At 70.8% G+C, this 18,878-nt stretch carries 22 protein-coding genes; 16 read left to right on the top strand and 6 right to left on the bottom strand.

The window, feature by feature from the left end; all coding sequences use genetic code 11:
• Positions 1 to 39: 39 nt before the first annotated feature.
• The 12 genes from ftsB (at position 40) to lpxL (ending at position 9,660) form a co-directional block, all read left to right on the top strand.
• Positions 40 to 342 (top strand): cell division protein FtsB, encoded by a 303-nt coding sequence (gene ftsB, locus UYS_RS0215845; RefSeq protein WP_016856500.1) that lies wholly within the window; start codon positions 40 to 42, stop codon positions 340 to 342.
• Entirely contained in the window at positions 339 to 1,067 is a 729-nt protein-coding gene (gene ispD, locus UYS_RS0215840; protein ID WP_016856499.1) for a 2-C-methyl-D-erythritol 4-phosphate cytidylyltransferase, read from the top strand. Before ftsB ends, ispD begins: the two co-directional genes overlap by 4 nt.
• A complete protein-coding gene (ispF, locus tag UYS_RS0215835) occupies positions 1,067 to 1,552 on the top strand; it encodes a 2-C-methyl-D-erythritol 2,4-cyclodiphosphate synthase (protein ID WP_026068619.1) in 486 nt (161 codons plus the stop codon). The genes ispD and ispF overlap by 1 nt, the downstream gene beginning before the upstream one ends.
• Complete coding sequence (gene truD / locus UYS_RS0215830) at positions 1,545 to 2,687, top strand: tRNA pseudouridine(13) synthase TruD (RefSeq protein WP_016856497.1); 1,143 nt, start codon at positions 1,545 to 1,547, stop codon at positions 2,685 to 2,687. The genes ispF and truD overlap by 8 nt, the downstream gene beginning before the upstream one ends.
• On the top strand, positions 2,662 to 3,408 hold the full coding sequence (gene surE / locus UYS_RS0215825) for a 5'/3'-nucleotidase SurE (protein WP_016856496.1): 747 nt from the start codon (positions 2,662 to 2,664) through the stop codon (positions 3,406 to 3,408). The genes truD and surE overlap by 26 nt, the downstream gene beginning before the upstream one ends.
• Complete coding sequence (locus tag UYS_RS0215820; RefSeq protein WP_016856495.1) at positions 3,395 to 4,087, top strand: protein-L-isoaspartate(D-aspartate) O-methyltransferase; 693 nt, start codon at positions 3,395 to 3,397, stop codon at positions 4,085 to 4,087. Before surE ends, UYS_RS0215820 begins: the two co-directional genes overlap by 14 nt.
• Positions 4,088 to 4,201: 114 nt before the next feature.
• A complete protein-coding gene (locus tag UYS_RS0215815) occupies positions 4,202 to 5,179 on the top strand; it encodes a DUF368 domain-containing protein (protein ID WP_026068618.1) in 978 nt (325 codons plus the stop codon).
• Positions 5,172 to 5,924 carry a LysM peptidoglycan-binding domain-containing protein gene (locus tag UYS_RS17785; protein WP_237738483.1) on the top strand — a complete coding sequence of 251 codons (753 nt, stop codon included), beginning with the start codon at positions 5,172 to 5,174 and terminating at the stop codon, positions 5,922 to 5,924. Before UYS_RS0215815 ends, UYS_RS17785 begins: the two co-directional genes overlap by 8 nt.
• A 1-nt stretch (position 5,925) precedes the next feature.
• Positions 5,926 to 6,294, top strand: a complete 369-nt coding sequence (locus tag UYS_RS18930; RefSeq protein WP_237738482.1) for a murein hydrolase activator EnvC family protein — start codon at positions 5,926 to 5,928, stop codon at positions 6,292 to 6,294.
• Between the two features lie 129 nt (positions 6,295 to 6,423).
• Positions 6,424 to 7,407 carry an RNA polymerase sigma factor RpoS gene (gene rpoS / locus UYS_RS0215805; RefSeq protein ID WP_026068617.1) on the top strand — a complete coding sequence of 328 codons (984 nt, stop codon included), beginning with the start codon at positions 6,424 to 6,426 and terminating at the stop codon, positions 7,405 to 7,407.
• Between the two features lie 212 nt (positions 7,408 to 7,619).
• The gene (alr, locus tag UYS_RS0215800) at positions 7,620 to 8,720 is read left to right on the top strand and encodes an alanine racemase (protein ID WP_016856492.1); all 1,101 of its coding nucleotides are present in this window, start codon (positions 7,620 to 7,622) and stop codon (positions 8,718 to 8,720) included.
• Between the two features lie 19 nt (positions 8,721 to 8,739).
• The gene (gene lpxL, locus UYS_RS0215795; RefSeq protein WP_016856491.1) at positions 8,740 to 9,660 is read left to right on the top strand and encodes an LpxL/LpxP family Kdo(2)-lipid IV(A) lauroyl/palmitoleoyl acyltransferase; all 921 of its coding nucleotides are present in this window, start codon (positions 8,740 to 8,742) and stop codon (positions 9,658 to 9,660) included.
• Here lpxL and UYS_RS0215790 read toward each other — a convergent pair.
• The 5 genes from UYS_RS0215790 to UYS_RS0215770 form a co-directional block, all read right to left on the bottom strand.
• On the bottom strand, positions 9,654 to 11,000 hold the full coding sequence (locus UYS_RS0215790; RefSeq protein WP_016856490.1) for a DUF2254 domain-containing protein: 1,347 nt from the start codon (positions 10,998 to 11,000) through the stop codon (positions 9,654 to 9,656). The two genes, lpxL and UYS_RS0215790, sit on opposite strands and share 7 nt — an antisense overlap.
• 166 nt (positions 11,001 to 11,166) lie before the next feature.
• The gene (gene ettA / locus UYS_RS0215785; RefSeq protein ID WP_016856489.1) at positions 11,167 to 12,828 is read right to left on the bottom strand and encodes an energy-dependent translational throttle protein EttA; all 1,662 of its coding nucleotides are present in this window, start codon (positions 12,826 to 12,828) and stop codon (positions 11,167 to 11,169) included.
• Between the two features lie 117 nt (positions 12,829 to 12,945).
• Positions 12,946 to 13,158 carry a PA3496 family putative envelope integrity protein gene (locus tag UYS_RS0215780; RefSeq protein ID WP_016856488.1) on the bottom strand — a complete coding sequence of 71 codons (213 nt, stop codon included), beginning with the start codon at positions 13,156 to 13,158 and terminating at the stop codon, positions 12,946 to 12,948.
• Positions 13,159 to 13,367: 209 nt separating this feature from the next.
• Positions 13,368 to 13,802, bottom strand: coding sequence for a PAS domain S-box protein (locus UYS_RS0215775; protein WP_016856487.1), 435 nt, complete (start codon positions 13,800 to 13,802; stop codon positions 13,368 to 13,370).
• Between the two features lie 103 nt (positions 13,803 to 13,905).
• A complete protein-coding gene (locus tag UYS_RS0215770) occupies positions 13,906 to 15,219 on the bottom strand; it encodes an MFS transporter (RefSeq protein WP_016856486.1) in 1,314 nt (437 codons plus the stop codon).
• A 54-nt stretch (positions 15,220 to 15,273) separates the two neighbouring features.
• On the opposite strand from UYS_RS0215770, the gene UYS_RS0215765 reads away from it, so the two are divergent.
• The gene (locus tag UYS_RS0215765) at positions 15,274 to 15,543 is read left to right on the top strand and encodes an Rdx family protein (RefSeq protein WP_016856485.1); all 270 of its coding nucleotides are present in this window, start codon (positions 15,274 to 15,276) and stop codon (positions 15,541 to 15,543) included.
• Positions 15,544 to 15,579: 36 nt separating this feature from the next.
• Complete coding sequence (locus UYS_RS0215760; protein WP_040478735.1) at positions 15,580 to 16,470, top strand: DMT family transporter; 891 nt, start codon at positions 15,580 to 15,582, stop codon at positions 16,468 to 16,470.
• Here the strand turns inward: UYS_RS0215760 and UYS_RS0215755 are convergent.
• Positions 16,467 to 17,141: an arylesterase gene (locus tag UYS_RS0215755; protein ID WP_026068615.1), complete on the bottom strand. Its 675-nt coding sequence runs from the start codon at positions 17,139 to 17,141 to the stop codon at positions 16,467 to 16,469. The genes UYS_RS0215760 and UYS_RS0215755 overlap by 4 nt on opposite strands.
• A gap of 10 nt (positions 17,142 to 17,151) precedes the next feature.
• Here UYS_RS0215755 and UYS_RS0215750 point away from each other — a divergent pair, with 10 nt between their 5' ends.
• On the top strand, positions 17,152 to 17,868 hold the full coding sequence (locus tag UYS_RS0215750) for an ABC transporter ATP-binding protein (protein WP_040478740.1): 717 nt from the start codon (positions 17,152 to 17,154) through the stop codon (positions 17,866 to 17,868).
• On the top strand, positions 17,868 to 18,878 hold a 1,011-nt coding region (locus UYS_RS0215745), incomplete at its 3' end, for an ABC transporter permease (protein WP_040478738.1). The genes UYS_RS0215750 and UYS_RS0215745, both read left to right, overlap by 1 nt.

The following is an 18,878-nucleotide window of genomic DNA, read 5'->3' as shown; positions in this document are numbered from 1 at the left end:
ATACTACGCCCTCGAATTCCCTGGTGACGGACCCTCTTCATGCTCAAGTGGCTGGCCATCGTGCTCATCGCCCTCCAGGCGCTGTTGCAGTATCGCCTGTGGCTCGGCGAGGGCGGACTGCGCGAGCTGGCCGAGGTGCGCCAGCGAGTGGACCGCCTGGAGGCCGAGAATGCGCCGCTGCGGGCGCGCAACGAGCGCCTCGCCGCCGAGGTGGTGGACCTCAAGAACGGCCTCGACGCCATCGAGGAGCGGGCGCGCAGCGACATCGGCATGGTGCGCCGCGACGAGCAGTTCTTCTGGGTGCCCGATGCCGGCGAGAACGGCGAAGGGACGGCACGATGAGCGAGCGACTCTGGCTGGTGGTGCCCGCCGCGGGCCGCGGCCGACGCATGGGCGCCGCGCTGCCCAAGCAGTATCTGCCGCTGGCCGGGCGCACGGTGCTGGCCCGCACCCTGGCGCGGCTCCACGAGGCCTTCCCCGAGGCGCGGCTGTGCCTGTGCCTGGACCCCGACGACGAACGCTTCGACCCGGCCGAGATGCCCTTCGCCGACTGGCGGCGGGTGCCCGGCGGCGCCGAGCGCGTCGACTCGGTGACCCACGCCCTGGCCGCCATCGCCGACGAGGCCGGCGCGGCCGACCCGGTGCTGGTGCACGACGTGGCCCGGCCCTGCGTGCGGGTCGACGACCTGCGCCGGCTGGCGGCCGCGGTGGCCGAGGACGCCGTGGGCGGGCTGCTGGCCGCGCCGGTGGCCGACACCATGAAGCGCGACGACGGCGACGGCCGGGTCGGCGGCACCGAGCCCCGGGACGGCCTGTGGCACGCCCTGACGCCCCAGGGCTTCGGCTACGGGCTGCTGCGCCGGGCCTTGCAGGAGGCCGCCGATCGCGGCGTCGCCGTCACCGACGAGGCCTCGGCGGTGGAAGCGCTGGGCCTCTCGCCGCGCCTGGTCAGCGGGCGCCGCGACAATCTCAAGATCACTCATCCGGAGGATCTGGCGCTGGCCGAGGCGATCCTCGCCGCCCAGGAAGCGCCCGATCCCTCCGCCGACAGGAACGACACCGCATGATGCGAATCGGCCACGGCTTCGACGTCCACCGCTTCGGCGAGGGCGACCACCTGCGGATCGGCGGCGTCGCCATTCCCTTCGACCGCGGCTTCGTCGCCCACTCCGACGGCGACGTGCTGCTGCATGCGATCTGCGATGCCCTGCTCGGCGCCTGCGCGCTGGGCGACATCGGCCGCCACTTCCCCGACACCGATCCGGCCTGGGCCGGCGCCGACAGCCGCGAGCTGCTGCGTCGGGTGGTGGCGCAGGTGCATGCGGCGGGCTACCGGGTCGGCAACCTGGACGCCACGGTGATGGCCCAGGCGCCGAAGCTCTCGCCCCATGTCGAGGCCATGGCCGAGGCCATCGCCGCCGACCTGGCGGTGGCGCGCGGGGCGGTCAACGTCAAGGCGACCACCACCGAGCGGCTGGGCTTCACCGGCCGCGGCGAGGGCATCGCCGCCGAGGCGGTGGTGCTGCTGATGCAGGAGCGCGACGATGTCTGAGGCGACGTCCGATCGGCCGCAGGCCCCGATCGCCTGGCCGCCGAGCTGGCCGCGGGTGCTGGACGCGCGCTTCGGCGCGCCGCGCCCCGGCGGCTACCGCGCCACGCCGGAGGACTTCCGGGTCGAGGAGCAGCTCGGCTTCGAACCGGAGGGGCAGGGCGAGCACCTGTGGCTGTGGATCGAGAAGCGCGACCTGACCACCGCGATGGTCGCCCGCCGCCTGGCCAGGGCCTGCGAGGTCACCCAGCGCGACGTCGGCTACGCCGGCATGAAGGATCGTCACGCGGTGACGCGCCAGTGGTTCTCGGTGCACCTGCCCGGCCGCGAGGCGCCGGACGATCTCGGGGCGCGGCTCGCCGACCTGCCGCTGACGCTGCTCGAGGCGACCCGCCATCCGCGCAAGCTCAAGCGCGGCGTGCACGCCGCCAACCGCTTCCGGCTGCGCGTCACCGGCGAGGCGCTGGAGGACCCGCATCTCGAAGAGCGCTGGGCCTGGCTGTGCCACCACGGCGCCGCCAACTACTTCGGACCGCAGCGCTTCGGCCCCGACGGGCGCAATCTCCATCGCGCGGCCAGCGTGCTGGCCCGGGGCTGGCGCAAGCGCGACGACCGCGAGGGCATGCTGCTCTCCGCGGCGCGCAGCTACCTGTTCAACGAGCTGCTGGCCGCGCGCATCGCCGAGGGCAGCTGGGCGACGCCGCTGCCGGGCGAGGCGGTGATCCTCGACGGCACGTCGAGCCAGTTCGTGGCCGAGACGGTCGACGACTCGCTGCTCGAGCGCGCCGAGCGGCTCGACCTGCACCCGAGCGGCGTGCTCTGGGGGCAGGGCCGCTCGGTGGCCCAGGGCGAGGCCCAGTCGCGCGAGCTGGCGCTGGCCGAGGCGCATCCCGCGCTGTGCGACGGCCTGGTGCGCGCCGGGGTGAAGACCGCCCGCCGGCCGCTGCGCCTGCGCCTGGCCGCACCGCGGCTGGCGCCCGGCGAGGGCGAGGCCTGGTTCTCCTTCACGCTGCCCCGCGGCGCCTTCGCCACCGCCGTGCTGCGCGAGCTGATCGCCCACCCGACCCTGAGTTACCACACGCCCCGGCCGGGGCCCGAGCAAGGAGCCGCGGATGCGTCGACTGCTGCTGTCCAATGATGACGGGGTGCATGCCCCGGGCCTGCGCGCCCTGCATGACGCCCTGGCCCCCCACGCGCGGCTGCGCGTGGTGGCCCCCGACCGCGACAAGAGCGGTGCCAGCAATTCCCTGACCCTGACCCGCCCGCTGGCGCTGTCGACCCTCGACAACGGCTTCTACAGCGTCGACGGCACCCCGGCGGACTGCGTCTACCTGGGCGTCAACGGGGTCTGGGAGGAGCGTCCGGACCTGGTGATCTCGGGCATCAACCACGGCGGCAACCTGGGCGACGACGTGCTCTATTCGGGCACCGTGGCCGCCGCCATGGAGGGCCGCAACCTGGGCATGTCGGCGATCGCCATGTCGCTGGTCGGCCATCGCTACTTCGAGACCGCCGGCCGGGTGGCGGCGAGCCTGGTCGGCGCCGCCGACCGGCTCTCGCTGCCGCCGCGCAGCCTGCTCAACGTCAACGTGCCGGACCTGCCCTGGGAGGAGATCCGCGGCCTCAAGGTGACGCGCCAGGGCTACCGGGGGCCGGCCGCCGAGCCGCTGGAGGTGCTCGACCCGCGCGGGCGCAAGCGCTACTGGATCGCCGCCGCGGGCGAGAGCGCCGACGACGGGGAAGATACCGATTTCGCCGCCGTGGAGGCCGGCTTCGTGTCCATCACGCCGCTGCAGCTGGACCTGACCCGGCATGCGGCGCGCGACGACGTTCAGGAATGGCTGGATGCACTCACCTGATTCCCGCCGCCGGCTGCGACCGGAGCTGGTGAAGGGCGTCGGCATGACCTCCCAGCGTACCCGCGACCGCATGGTCGAGCGTCTGGCCCGGCAGGGCATCGCCGACCGTCGGGTGCTGGAGACCATGGCCGAGGAGCCGCGCCACCTGTTCCTCGACGAGGCGCTGTCCCATCGCGCCTACGAGGACACCTCGCTGCCCATCGGCCACGGCCAGACGCTGTCGCAGCCGTGGATCGTGGCGCGCATGACCGAGCTGGTGCGCGAGGAGGCGCCCGAGCGGGTGCTGGAGATCGGCACCGGCTCCGGCTACCAGACCCTGGTGCTGGCGCGGCAGGTGGCGGAACTCTGGTCGGTGGAGCGGATCAATGCCCTGCATCGTCGCGCCGGCGAGCGGCTGCGGCTGCTGGGCGTGCACAACGCGCACCTGCGCCTGGCCGACGGCGGCCACGGCTGGCCCGAGGCCGCGCCCTTCGAGGTCATCCTGCTGACCGCCTGTGCCGGCTCGCTGCCCGAGCCGCTGCTGGCCCAGCTGGCCGACGGCGGGGTGATGATCGCGCCGCTGGCCGAGCGCGACGGGCGCCAGTGGCTGGTGCGGGTGCGCCGCCAGGGCGACCGGTTCGAGAAGGAGCGCCTGGAACCGGTGCGCTTCGTGCCGCTGCTGGAGGGCGTGATCCGTTAGGCGGTCCTGGAAAACGGTGCCAGGGAGGGCGCCGCAACGGCGAAAGCGCTGATCTATGCCATGGGGCGCCCGGAGGCGTAGTCATACATCAGTGTTTTCTCAGGGAGTAAGTTCTTGAAGCGTCAACTAGGCCTCTTGCTGCGGGGCGCCGGCATGGGAGCCGCCGATGCGGTGCCCGGCGTCTCCGGCGGCACCATCGCCTTCATCACCGGCATCTACGAGGAGCTGCTGCTGACCGTGCGTCGCTTCGGGCCCAGCGCCGTCGGCGCCTGGCGCCGGGGCGGCATGGCCGGGCTGGTCACTCATCTCAATCTCGGTTTCCTGCTGCCGCTGATGGCCGGCATCGTGGCCAGCCTGATCAGCGTCGCCCACCTGGTGGTGTGGCTGATGGAGGATCATCCGCTGCCGCTCAACGGCTTCTTCTTCGGCCTGGTGGCGGCCTCCGCGCTGGTGGTCGGCCGGCATCCCGCCGACTGGCGATTCTGGCACCTGCTGCCGCTGGCCATCGGGCTGCTGCTGGCCCAGCTGCTGCCGGCGCTGATGCCGCTGATCGGGCGGCTGGGCAGCCCCGAGCTGATGCTGGTGGCCGGCGGCGCCATCGCCATCAGCGCCATGCTGCTGCCCGGGGTCTCGGGCAGTTTCCTGCTGCTGACCATGGGCCTCTATGGCAAGGTGATGGATGCGATCCGCGATTTCGACCTGGGGGCGATCCTGCTGTTCGGTGGCGGCTGCCTGATCGGGCTGTTCGCCTTCTCGCGGCTGCTGTGCTGGTTGCTGGTGCGCTTTCACACCGCCACCCTGCAGCTGCTGGTGGGGTTCATCCTCGGCTCGCTGCCGGTGCTGTGGCCCTGGCGCGAGCTGGTGAGCTACCAGCTCGGGCCGGACGGCCAGATGATCCCCCTGGACTACCGCTATCTGACGCCGTCGGCGTTCACCGAGGTCACCGGCGATCCCGCCCATCTGGCGGCGGTGGTGGCGCTGATGCTGGCCGGTGCTGCCCTGGTGTGGAGCATCGGCAGGACCCAGAATGGCGACCAGAGCGCTGCCCTGGGCGGCCGACACGAGGACAAGGAGGAAGGTTCCGATGCATAAGGTTTTGCTGATTTCAGGGCTGGCCCTGACCCTGGCGGGCTGCGCCGCCTCCCAGGAGGCCCCGTCGCCGGTGCAGGTCCAGGACCTGTCGTCCAGCCGCTCGGCCGAGCGCCCGGCCAGCTACACCGTCGAGGCCGGCGATACCCTCTACGGCATCGCCTGGCGCCACGACATGGACTACCGCGACCTGGCGCGGCTCAATCGCATCGAGCCGCCCTACAACATCCAGCCGGGCCAGCAGCTGACGCTGGGCGGCGGTGCCGGCTCCGGCTCCGATGGTCGCGGCGGCGACGCCGGCTCGGCGGTGAGCGCCGGGGCGGCCGGCGGCGCCGTGGCGACCGGGCTCGGCGGCGCGAGCCAGGATGACGGGTCGCTGGACTGGCTGCTGCCCGACGGCGGCAGCGAGCGCAGCGGCGACGAGGCGCAGGCCGAGGCCGCCTCCGACGGCGGCCAGGCGAGCGACGGCGAGGGCGCCCAGGGGCCTGGGCCGGTCTACGATCCCGAGAGCCCGGGCGCCGACGGCACCCGTGAGCGAGAGCGACCAGGCCGAGCGCCGCAGCCGCGAGGAGCGCGAGCAGGCGGGGACGGAAGGCGAGGCCGCGGCCCAGACGGCTTCCGACGCCGGGTCGGGACAGGCTGCCGAGAGCGAGTCCGACGCCCAGCCGCAGGCCGATGCCGGCACCCGGGTGGCCGGCGAACCGGAGGCCGAATCCCGCGAGTCACGCAGCTATACGCCGGTGGATGACGTGCCCTGGCAGTGGCCCGCCAGCGGTGATGTGATCGGGACATTCGGCGAGGGTGGCACCATCACCGCCGGCATTGATATCGACGGACAAAAGGGGCAACCTGTCAAGGCGGCCGGGCCGGGCATCGTGGTCTACGCGGGCAGCGGCGTACGCGGGTACGGCAACCTGATCCTGCTCAAGCACAACGATGAATTCCTGAGTGCCTACGCCCACAACGACAGCCTGAGGGTGAAGGAAAACGACGTTGTCGAGACCGGCGAGGTGATCGCCACCATGGGCGACAGCGACGCCGAGGATGTCAGGCTGCACTTCGAGGTGCGCAAGGACGGCCAGCCTCAGGATCCGCTGGAGTATCTGCCGAAGCGTTGAGCTCAAGCGTTGAAGGAAAGGGTCGGCAAGCCGCTCGAGTCAGCAAAGCAACACCATACAATGACAACCTCTGACATCGATCGTTTCGAGCATGACACGGTGCTCGATACAACCATGGGGTAACAATCGATGAGCATGCTTGAACGGGACCTGAACGAGGTGGACATGGAATCGGCCGAAGAAGCCGGTGAGCAGGAGGTCGAGCTCGAGACCGCCGCGCCCGAAGATGCGGACGCGGCCTTCGAGAAGGCGCTGAGCCGTGAGGACCGCCACTATCATCACAGCCTCGATGCCACCCAGATCTACCTCAACGAGATCGGCTTCTCGCCGCTGCTGACGCCGGAGGAGGAGGTCTTCTACGGCCGCCTCGCCCGCAAGGGCGATCCCGCCGGCCGGTCGCGGATGATCGAGTCCAACCTGCGCCTGGTGGTCAAGATCGCCAGGCGCTACCTGAACCGCGGCCTGACCCTGCTCGACCTGATCGAGGAGGGCAACCTGGGACTGATCCGTGCGGTCGAGAAGTTCGACCCCGAGCGCGGCTTCCGTTTCTCCACCTACGCCACCTGGTGGATTCGCCAGACCATCGAGCGGGCGCTGATGAATCAGACCCGCACGATTCGCCTGCCGATCCACGTGGTCAAGGAGCTCAACATCTACCTGCGGGCGGCCCGCGAGCTGACCCAGAAGCTCGACCACGAGGCCACCGCCGAGGAGATCGCCGAGCATCTCGACAAGCCGGTGGAAACCGTCAAGAAGATGATGGGGCTCAACGAGCGGGTCTCCTCGGTCGACTACCCCGTGGGGGCGGAGAGCGACAAGCCGCTGATCGAGACCCTGACCGACGACAACGAGCTGGGGCCGGAATCGACCCTGGTGGACGGCGACGTCAAGCAGCACGTCGACGACTGGCTGGCCGAGCTCACCGACAAGCAGTGTGAGGTGGTGGTGCGCCGCTTCGGCCTGCGCGGTCACGAGGCCTCGACCCTCGAGCAGGTCGGCGAGGAGATCGGCCTGACCCGCGAGCGGGTCCGCCAGATCCAGGTCGAGGCGTTGAAGAAGCTGCGCCGCATGCTCGACAAGCAGGGGCTCGATCTCGACGCGATATTCGAGTGACGCTGCCTTCCTGAAGCGATGATTCTCCAGCGAAAGCCAGGGCCCTGCCCTGGCTTTCTGCTTTTTATCACCTGCCTGGTTGAAAAGCCTGCCTCCATATGAAAAAGCAGTAATAAATATGGTGGGATAAAAATATTTTAGTCGTCAGGGCCGTGAAAATGGCGCTGGTTTGCAAAATAATGGGGGTTTTGCCCCTTCCGGAGACTCCCCGCATGGCCCGACCGCTGCGCGCCGACATCGACCTGGACGCCCTGCGCCACAACTACCGCCTGGCCCGCGAGCTGGCGCCCCACAGCCAGGCCGTGGCGGTGCTCAAGGCCGATGCCTACGGCCACGGGGCGGTGGCCTGCGCGCGGGCCCTGGAAGGGCTGGCGCCGGCCTTCGCCGTGGCCTGCATCGAGGAAGCCGAGACCCTGCGCGAGGCCGGCATCACGGCGCCGGTGGTGCTGCTGGAGGGCATCTTCGAGGCCGGCGAGCTCGAACGCGTCGAGGCCCTGGGCCTGTGGGTGGCGGTGCACAGCGAGTGGCAGCTGGACGCGCTGCTGGCGCATCGCCCGGCGCGGCCGATTCCGGTGTGGCTGAAGGTGGACTCCGGCATGCACCGGCTGGGCTTCACCCCCGAGCGGGCCGAGGCGGCCTGGCGGCGGCTCAGCGAGGCGCCGGCGTGCGTCACCGACCTGCACCTGATGAGCCACTTCGCCACCGCCGACGCCGTCGATACCGCCTACTTCCGCCGCCAGTCGGCGCTGCTGGCCGCCCTGGCCGAGCGGCTCGGCGCGCCCACCTGCCTGGCCAATTCCCCGGCGACCCTGGCGCGCCCCGAGGTCCACGGCGCCTGGAATCGCCCCGGCGTGATGCTCTACGGCAGCGATCCGCTGGAGGCGCCCACCGAGGCCAGCCGGCGGCTCGAGGCGGTGATGACGCTGCGCTCCGAGATCATCGCCGTGCGCGAGCTGGAGGCGGGCGAGCCGGTGGGCTACGGCGGCCGCTGGACGGCGTCTCGGCCCTCGCGCATCGGGGTCGTGGCCTGCGGCTACGGCGACGGCTACGATCGCCACGCCGTGGACGGCACGCCGGTGCTGGTCGACGGGCAGCGCGCCGCCATCGCCGGCAAGGTCTCCATGGACATGCTGATCGTCGACCTGACCGCGCTGCCCGAGGCCGATATCGGCAGCGAGGTGGTGCTGTGGGGGCGGGCGTCGAACGGCGAGGTGCTGTCCGTGGACGAGGTGGCCCGCCACTGCGACACCATCAGCTATACGCTGCTCACCGGGGTGCTGCCCCGGGTGCCGAGGCGCTATCATGGGGGCTGAACCCGAGCAAGAGCGCCCCATGTCCAAGGACGAGACCGAGACACCGACTTCCTTCGCCCATCCCCGCTACTGGCCGACCTGGCTGTCCATCGGTGCCATGCGCGTCGCCGCCTGGCTGCCGTGGCGGCTCAAGCTGTGGATCGGCCGGGCCATCGGCCTGGCCGCCTGGCGCTTCGCCGGGCGGCGGCGACACATCACCGAGACCAACATCCGGCTGTGCTTCCCCGAGCTGGACGAGGAACAGCGCGCCCGGCTGGTGCGCGAGGCCTTCATCGCCAACGGCATCGGCATCCTGGAGACGGCCACCGGCTGGTGCCGCGATCCCGAGCACCTGCGCCACCGCGTGACCTTCAAGGGCCAGGAGCACATGGCGCGCGCCCAGGCCCAGGGCAAGGGCGTGCTGATCATCGGCATCCACTTCTCGACCCTGGACATGGGCGGGGCCCTGCATTCGCTGTTCTTCCCCGCGGACGTGGTCTATCGGCCCCACGACAACCCGCTGTTCGAGCGCTTCATGACCCGCGCCCGCTCGCGGATCTTCGGTCGCGCCATCGACCGCCACGACCTGCGCGGCGTGGTGCGCCGGCTCAAGGCCGGCCACAACGTCTGGTACTCGCCGGACCAGGACTTCGGCCGCGACGCCAGCGTCTTCGCCCCCTTCTTCGGCGTCGAGGCGGCGACCATCAAGCTGACCGCCAAGATCGCCCGCATGACCGGGGCGCCGGTCATGCCGCTGGTGTTCCACCGCAATCCCGATGATCGCACCTATACCCTGGAGTACCTGCCGGCGCTCGACGGCTTCCCCAGCGGCGACGAGGTGGCCGATGCCACCCAGGTCAACGCCGTCATCGAGGCCGCCATCCGCCGTCATCCCGAGCAGTACCTGTGGCTGCATCGGCGCTTCAAGACCCGCCCCAAGGGCGAGCCGAAGCTCTACTGAGCCTCACCGCCCTCCGGCGGTATCGACGGCAACTCGCGGGGCAGCGCCAGCCGGTGCCGTCCCCGGGTCAGCCGCTCGCCGACGAAGGCCCGGTCCATGGGATGGCGGGAAACCCTATCGAGCCGCGCCACGACGCGCTCGGCCATGGCCTGCAGGGCGGTGAGCCGGGTGCCGTCGGCCTCGAGTGACAGCGCCTTCAGCGCCTTGAGCAGCCCCAGCAGCACGCTCTGATCGTCGCCGCCGTAGTGCAGCAGCGGCACGAACAGCCGATGCAGCAGGCCGTCGATGCCCTCCAGCGGCCAGCTCACCCGCAGCCGTTGCTGCGCGTCGAGCAGGGCGTTGGGCGGTTGCCAGGCCAGATGATGGCGCAGCAGATCGGTCAGGCGATGCAGGCACAGCCGTGCCGTGCCCGGATCGTTGATGCCCGGCGACAGGGCCTTGAGCGCCACCTCCATCAGCTGCGTCATGCCGTGCACGTAGTGCTCGTTCACCGACTCGCCGTCCAGCCGCACCAGGCACTCCTGCAGCGCTGCCTCCCAGGCCGCGTCCGGCGCCTCCTCGGCCTCCAGCACCGCCAGCGGGGCGCCCTCGATCAGGTAGTCGCCGAAGCGAAAGCTCAGGTGCAGCCGGCCGTTTGCCCGTGCCGCCAGATTCGCCATGGCGGCGAGATCGGCGCCCTGGACATAGCCCTCCCGGTGCATCCGGATCTCGTGGCAGGGGGCTCGCGGCAGCGGTCGCGCGTCCATGAAGCGCCAGTGCTCGCCCCGCTGACGCGCCTGCTGGCGATGCATGGCACGCAGCGTGGCGTCGTGCAGATCGCGGATCACGGCGTCGACCTGCACCGACTGCGAGGCGTTGTGGATGAAATAGACGAACAGCCCCAGGCAATGCACGACCAGGACGCAGGCCAGATAGACGGCGGGTGCCATCCAGCCCCGGGCGTCGTCCGGCGCCATCAGCAGCAGGAGCAGCAGCAGGATGGTGCCGAGGTAGTGGCCCAGCACCCGCTGATGGCGGCGCTCGCCGATCAGTCCGAACACCAGCTTGTGGGAGAAATGGCCGCCGGCCTGGGACAGGATCGACATGACCATGGAGAAGCTGAACACCATCAGCGAGACCATGCCGCCGAGCAGCGCGGTCAAGAGCCCGCGGGCGCCGTCGGGCAGCGGCGGCATCCAGGCCTCGAGGCCGTCGGGAAAGCCGACGTCGAGGGTGGTGCTGAGCAGGATCGCGAGGCCCAGCAGGCCGTAGCTCGCGGCGGCCAGGGTCGGCAGGTAGGCGATGCTGCTGGCGAAGCGCCGGAACAGCTGAACGGGGTGCAGCAGAAGCCTCGGTGACATGGCCGATCCTCGCGCGGCCAGGATGACGGCATTCGCGGCGCCGCGCTCCGCCTTGTCTTCTTATGGCGGCTTCGGCCGCCGCTGTCCAGCCCCGGGGCCAACGCAAAAACCCCACGACCTCGAGGTCGTGGGGTTGTCGTCCCGCTGCCGGCGCTAGGCGGTCGGCTTAGGCATCAATCCTTTTGTACTTCATGCGATGCGGGGTCTCGTCGCCGACGCGCTTCTTGTGATCCGCCTCGTACTCGGTGTAGTTGCCCTCGAAGAACTCCACGTGCGACTCGCCCTCGAAGGCGAGGATGTGCGTGGCGATGCGGTCGAGGAACCAGCGGTCGTGGGAGATCACCAGGGCGCAGCCGGGGAAGGCCAGCAGGGCCTCTTCCAGGGCACGCAGGGTCTCGATGTCCAGGTCGTTGGATGGCTCATCGAGCAGCAGCACGTTGGCGCCCTGCTTCAGCGTCTGGGCCAGCTGCAGGCGACCGCGCTCACCGCCGGACAGGTCCGACAGGCGCTTCTGCTGGTCGTTGCCCTTGAAGTTGAAGCGGCCGACGTAGGCCCGCGAGGAGACCTCGTAGCCGTTGATGTTGAGGATGTCCTGGCCGTCGGACACTGCTTCCCAGACCGTCTGCTTGTTGTCGAGGGCGTCGCGCAGCTGCTCGACGTAGGCGATGTCGACGGTCTCGCCCTTGACCACCTCGCCGGTGTCCGGCTGTTCGGTGCCGTTGATCAGCTTGAACAGGGTCGACTTGCCGGCGCCGTTGCCGCCGACGATGCCGACGATGGCGCCGGGCGGAATCGCGAAGTCCAGGTTCTCGTACAGCAGCTTGTCATCGAAGGCCTTGGACACGCCGTGGAACTCGATGACCTTGTCGCCCAGGCGCGGACCGGGCGGAATGTAGATCTCGTTGGTCTCGTTGCGCTGCTGGAAGTCGCCGGACTGCATCTCCTCGAAGCGGTTGAGACGCGCCTTGCTCTTGGCCTGGCGGCCCTTGGCGTTGGAGCGCACCCACTCGAGCTCGTGCTTGATGGCCTTCTGGCGCGAGGCTTCCTGCTTGGCTTCCTGCTCCAGGCGCTGCTCCTTGGCCTCGAGCCACTGGGAGTAGTTGCCCTCGAAGGGGATGCCCTCGCCGCGGTCGAGCTCGAGGATCCAGCCGGCCACGTTGTCGAGGAAGTAGCGGTCGTGGGTGATCGCCACCACGGTGCCGCTGTAGTCGTGCAGGAAGCGCTCGAGCCAGGCCACGGACTCGGCGTCCAGGTGGTTGGTCGGCTCGTCGAGCAGCAGCATGTCGGGGCTGGAGAGCAGCAGGCGGCACAGCGCCACGCGGCGACGCTCGCCACCGGAGAGATGGCCCACCTGGGCCTCCCAGGGCGGCAGGCGCAGGGCCTCGGCGGCCACCTCGAGCTTGCGCTCCAGGTTGTGGGCGTCGGCGGCCTCGATGATGTTCTCGAGGCGGGCCTGCTCCGCGGCCAGGGCGTCGAAGTCGGCGTCCGGCTCGGCGTAGGCGGCATACACGCCGTCGAGTTTCTCCTGGGCTTCCTTGATGGCGCCCAGCGCTTCTTCCACGGTCTCGCGGACGTTCTTCTCGTCGTCGAGCTCCGGCTCCTGGGGCAGGTAGCCGACGTTGATGCCCGACATCGGGCGGGCCTCACCCTCGAATTCGGTGTCGACGCCGGCCATGATGCGCAGCAGGGTCGACTTGCCCGCGCCGTTGAGGCCGAGCACGCCGATCTTGGCGCCGGGGAAGAAGGACAGCGAGATGTCCTTGAGAATCTGTTTCTTGGGCGGAACGACCTTGCCCACCCGATTCATGGTGTAGACGTATTGCGCCATGGAATCTCACTAATGGTTGGAAAAGCGGGTTGTGGAGTGCGGGTTGGAGGTTTTGAGTGCGGACTCCGCTGGCCCACGATGATAGAGCCCGCACCCCGGAAAGGCCAGCCGGCCCCCTCACTCCTCCTCGTCGAGATCCCAGTCGTCGTCGATGCTGCGCCTCAGGCGACGCTCCTCCAGCAGCGCCTCCAGGCGGCGCCTGGCCTGCAGCTGCTCGGCGCGGCTGGCCGGTCGGGCACGGCGATAGTCGTCATCGTTGACGGCCTCGTCGTGGTCGTCGTCATAGGCGTCGTCGTGAAGGGGTGCTTCGTGATGGCTGTTGTGGCGCATGCGAGGTCCTCCCATGGCCGGCCGCGCGGGGCGGCGAAACGGATCCGACACCCCGCGTTGCGCGAGGCCCCAGGGCGCCGTCGTCGGGCACCTGAGGGCTGTATAAGACGGGACGGGGTTCGATGCAAGCCCCCGTGCGACACGGCGTGTCGCACGGGGGCGTGGCAAGGCGGCGTTCGGCGGGGCGGCGGAGGCCGTCGTCGGTGGGATCAGGACAGGCCGTGTTCTTCCTTGAGGCGAGCCAGCTCCTGCTGGGCCTCGACGCGCGCGGTGACGTCCTTCTGCACGCCGATGAAGTAGGTCAGCTCGTCCTGCTCGTCGAACACCGGGGTGATCGACAGCTCGTTGTGGAACAGGGTGCCGTCCTTGCGGTAGTTGCGCAGCACCTCGCGGCAGGGACGCCCCTCGGCCAGGGCCTGGCGAATCTCCGCCAGGGCCGCCTGGTCGCGATCGTCGTTCTGCAGGAAGCGGCAGTCGCGATACAGGATCTCGTCGGCGCGGTAGCCGGTCAGGCGCTCGAAGCCCTGGTTGACGTAGATCAGGATGTTCTCGTCGCCTTCCCGCTCGGCGACGACGATGCCGTCCTCGGAGGCATCGACCATGCGTTCGAGCAGGTCCGGGCTGATCAGGGAGGGGCGTTTCATCGAGGCGTTCCTGTCACGGGGTCTTGGTGGAGCATGCAGCCTGCATGCCCCTTTTGCGGAATATCATGGCCAGCCGCCGGCCGGATTTCAACGTCGGGTGCGCTCATTCGACCTCCGGCAGGCGCTGGGCACTGGCCGCGGCGGCCAGCGCCGTGGCGGCCAGCGCCAGCAGCAGGGCGCCGCTGCCCAGCCACTGGGCCAGCGCCCCGGCGAGGGCGCCGACGATCAGCATCAGCACGCCGGTCAGGGTGTTGGAGAGCGCCACGTAGAGGGCGCGATCCTCGGCGCCGGCCAGGTCGACGACGTAGGTCTTGCGCCCCAGCCGCGCCCCGGCGTGGACGATCACCAGCAGCGCGTAGAGCCCGGCATAGGGCCAGACGCTGGCGGTCCAGGACAGCGGCAGCCAGGCCAGCAGCGCGCCGGCCGCGCAGCACAGGGCGGTGCCGAGGGCGGCGAGGCGCATGACCCGGCGGCTGGAGTCGTCGGCGCGCTTGCCCCACAGCGGGCTCGCCACCATACCGGCGAGGCCGGAGACGATCACCAGCACGCCCAGGTCGCCGAGCTCGGCGCCGCTCTGGCGCTGGCCGAGCAGGGCCACGTAGGGCAGCGCCAGGGCGCTCGACAGCAGCAGCGCCCGGGACAGGTTGAAGTAACGGAAGGTGCGGTCCTGACGCAGCAGCCGCAGGCCCTCGCGCAGCGTCGAGGCGATGCTGTCGCCGCCTTCCGAGGCCCCGGGCACCTCGTGGATACGCGCGGCGCACAGCGCATTCACGCCCCAGCCCAGGGCGGCCACCCCCAGCAGCGCGGCCAGGGCGAGCTCGCCGGGGCGGTCGCTGAAGATCATCAGTACCAGGCCGGCGGCCAGGGTGGCGCCGCCGGCCAGGCTACCGCTCCAGCCCATCAGGGTGCCGCGGCGCCGCTTGGCGATGGTCTTTCCCAGCACGTCCTTGGTGGCGATCGACGACAGGCCCCTGGCCAGCGACAGCATCACCAGCACGGCGAGCACCAGGGCGCCGCCGAGCCCGCCCTGGCCGAACAAGGCCAGCAGGGCCAGGGCGGCCGCGGCCAGCGCCTGGAGCAGGGCGCCGGCCACCCACACGCCCTTGCGCTCGGGGCGGCCGCGGATGAAGCCGGCCACGAACACCTGGGGCAGCAGGGCGCCGGCCTCCCGGATCGGCACCAGCAGCCCGACCATCCAGACCGGTGCGCCGATGGCGCCGAGCAGCCAGGGCAGCACCAGCCGGGCGCTGGCCAGCTCGTCGGCCAGCTTGTTGCCCAGCGATGCCATCAGATGAAGGAAGAAGTTGCGCGGCTGCTCCTGGCAGGCCTCGTCGGGGATGTCCTTGCACATCCGGCTGTCCTCGTCGCCGGTCAGCCGCTCGTAGAGGCGGGTCTGGCTGATCTCGGGGGCGGCCATGGGAGCTCCTCGCTGGTAGGATGAAGCGCTTATTGTTGCGACAGGAAGGGCATCGTGTCACGTATTCGCATTCACTACTGCACCCAGTGCCAATGGCTGCTGCGCAGTGCCTGGTACGCCCAGGAGCTGCTCGCCACCTTCGGCGAGGACCTCGAGGAGGTCAGCCTGGTGCCGTCCCACGGCGGCTACTTCGAGATCTTCTGCGACGACGAGAGCCTGTGGGAGCGCAAGCGCGACGGCGGCTTCCCCGACAGCAAGACGCTGAAGCAGCGCTTGCGCGACCGCCTCGATCCGACGCGGGAGCTGGGACACATCGATCGCTGAGCCGGCCGCCGGCTCGATACCTGGCAGGGAGAGCTTATGACAACGGATCGTCGCGCCATGCTCTATGGGCTGGGCGCCGTGGCGCTGTGGTCCACGGTGGCCACCGCCTTCAAGGTGGCGCTGGAGCGGATGACGCCGCTGGAGCTGATGTGGCTCGCGGCGCTGGTGTCCTGGGCGCTGATCGGCGCGCTGGTGGTGCGCCGGGGCCTGCTCGGCGAGGCGCTGAAGCGCGGCTGGCGCACCGCGGTCTGGGCGGGGCTGATGAATCCGGTGGCCTACTACCTGGTGCTGTTCGCCGCCTATGACCGCCTGCCGGGGCAGGAGGCGATGGCACTGAACTACACCTGGGCGCTGGCCATGGCGCTGCTGGCGGTGCCGATCCTCGGCCAGCGCCTGACCCTGATGGATGCGCTGTCCGGGCTGGTGGCCTACGCCGGGGTGTGGGTGATCGCCACCCGCGGCGCGGTGTTCGACGTGGCCTTCGCCGACCCGCTGGGCGTGGGCCTGGCGCTGGTCTCGACGCTGATCTGGGCGCTCTACTGGCTGCTTAACGTGCGCGACCGGCGCCCGCCGCTGGTGGCCCAGTGGCAGAACTTCAGCGTCGGGGTGCCGGTGCTGACCGGGCTGCTGCTGTTCGGGCCGGGGCTCCAGTGGCACGGCCTCGACGGGCTTGCCGCCGGGGTCTACGTGGGGCTGTTCGAGATGGGCATCGCCTTCGTGCTGTGGCAGCTGGCGGTGGGCACGGTGTCGCGCACCGCCAAGGTCTCCAACCTGATCTTCCTGTCGCCGCCGGTCTCATTGATGCTGCTCTACCTGGTCGTCGGCGAGCCGATCCTGCCCTCGACCCTGGTCGGCCTGGTGCTGATCCTCGGCGGACTGGCCCTGCAGCAGTGGCAGAAGGCCCCGGCGTCGCCGGACGATGCCTAGTCTCTCCGTGCCGCCAGCGCCACGCCTTCCTCTTCCAGCAGCGGCGCCAGCGCCGGCCAGACGTTGTCGAGTACGATAGGCTGGGCGGCCGCCGTGGGGTGAATGCCGTCGTCCTGCATCAGTGACTCATCCAGCGCCACGCCCTCCAGCAGGAAGGGCACCAGCGCCACCTCGAAGCGCTCGGCGAGATCGTCATAGACCCCGGTGAAGGCGTCGCGATAGGCCGGCCCGTAGTTGGGCGGAATGTCGATGCCGAGCAGCAGCACCTCGGCGTCGGCGGCCCGGCTCTGCTCGATCATGCCGGCCAGGTTGGCGCGCATCTGGCCGGGCGGCAGGCCGCGCAGGCCGTCGTTGCCGCCCAGTTCCAGCACCACCAGGTCGGGGGTGTGCTCCTCGAGCAGCGCCGGCAGCCGCGTCGCGCCGCCGCCGCTGGTCTCGCCGCTGATGCTGGCGTTGATCACCCGGGCCTTTCCCTCCAGCCGCTGGGCCAGCAAACTGACCCAACCGGCCTCGCGCTCGATGCCGTAGGCGGCGCTCAGGCTGTCGCCCATCACCAGCACCCGCGGGCGCTCGGCGGCCGCCGCCGGGGCGGCCACCAGCACCAGCAGCGTCCACAGCAGGCACGCCGTCAGGACGCCTCGGGCTCGACCAACAGGGATGCGCTTTCTCATGACCGACCTCATGTCCGACTCCTCGCCAGCAAACCTTCATCCTATTCTACGCGCCGCCCACCTGACCAAGCGGGTGGAGAGCGGCGAACGCTCGCTGACCATTCTGAGTGATCTTGCCCTCGAGGTGTTCCCCGGCGAGACGCTGGCCATCCTCGGCCAGAGCGGGGCGGGCAAGTCGACCCTGCTCGGCCTGCTGGCCGGGCTCGATGCCCCGAGCGGCGGCGAGCTCGAGCTGTTCGGCGAGCCCCTCGGCGAGCTCGACGAGGACGGCCGCGCCGGGCTCCGCGCCGGGCGGGTCGGCTTCGTGTTCCAGAACTTCCAGCTGCTGCCGACCCTGACCGCGCTGGAGAACGTGCTGCTGCCGCTGGAGCTGGCCCCGGACGGCGACGCCGAGGCCCGTGCCCGCGACTGGCTCGGCCGGGTGGGGCTCGGCGAGCGCCTCGACCACCTGCCCAAGCAGCTCTCCGGCGGCGAGCAGCAGCGCGTGGCCCTGGCCCGCGCCTTCGTCACCGGCGCCGAGCTGGTGTTCGCCGACGAGCCCACCGGCAACCTCGACCCCGCCACCGGCGAGCGCATCATCGACAGCCTGTTCGCCCTCAATCGGGAGGCCGGCACCACCCTGGTGCTGGTCACCCATGATCTGGCCCTGGCGCGGCGCTGCGATCGCTGCCTCAGGCTGGCCGACGGGCGACTCGAGGCGATCGCGCGCGAGGAGGCCGAGGCATGATGCGCCACGCCATCGGCCTGTCGTGGAAGGGGCTCAGGCGCGACCTGCGCGCCGGCGACGTGCGTGCGCTGTTCCTGGCGCTGACCCTGGCGGTGGCCGCCGCCACCATGATCGGCTTCTTCCTCGACCGCCTGGAGCGCGGCCTGACCCGCCAGGCCGGCCAGCTGCTGGGCGGCGACGTGGTGCTCGAGCAGTCGCGACCCTTCGATCCCGAGCTGCGCCGCGCCTTCGAGGACGCCGGCCTCTCGCTCTCCGATCAGGTCGACATGGTGTCGATGGTCAGCGCCGGCGAGGCCTTCCAGCCGGTGGGCGTGAAGGCGGTGGACGACGCCTATCCCCACTACGGCGAGTCCGTGGTCGACCGCGGCGACGGCCCCGAGGCGCTGCCCCGCGGGCCCGAGCGCGGCGGCGCCTGGGTCGCCCCGCGCCTGGCGCAGCTGCTCGAGCTCGAGCTCGGCGATACCCTGCGCCTGGGCCAGACCGAGCTTGCGGTGAGCGGGGTGATCGAGCGCGAGGCCGACCCCTCGGCCGGCTTCTCCAGCTTCAACCCGCGGCTGATGGTGCACGTCGACGATCTCGAGGCCACCGGGCTGATCCAGCCCGGCTCGCGCATCGAGTACGAGCTGCTGGCCGCCGGCCCGCCCGAGGCCGTGGAGGCGATCACTCCTCGGCTCGAGCGGCTGCGCGGCGAGGGCGTGGAGGTGCAGGACGTGCGTCGCGACCGGCCGCGCCTCGGCAGCGCGCTGTCCCGGGCCGACCGCTACCTGAGCCTGGCCGGGCTCGCCGCGGTGCTGCTGGCCGGCGTGGCGGTGGCCATGGCCACCCGGCGCTACGTGGAGCGCCATCTGGACACCGCGGCCCTGCTGCGCTGCTTCGGCGCCCGCCAGGCCGAGCTGGTGCGGCTGTTCGCCCTGCAGCTCTTGTGGCTGGCGCTGGCGGCCTCGGCGCTGGGCGCGCTGCTGGGGCTGGCCGGCCAGGCGCTGCTGCTGGCCCTGCTCGGCCGGCTGCTG

This window comes from Halomonas smyrnensis AAD6 (genome assembly GCF_000265245.1).
GTDB classification, from domain to species: domain Bacteria; phylum Pseudomonadota; class Gammaproteobacteria; order Pseudomonadales; family Halomonadaceae; genus Halomonas; species Halomonas smyrnensis.
Note: the sequence above shows the minus strand (reverse complement) of the source record. Positions and strands in the feature narration are given on the sequence as shown.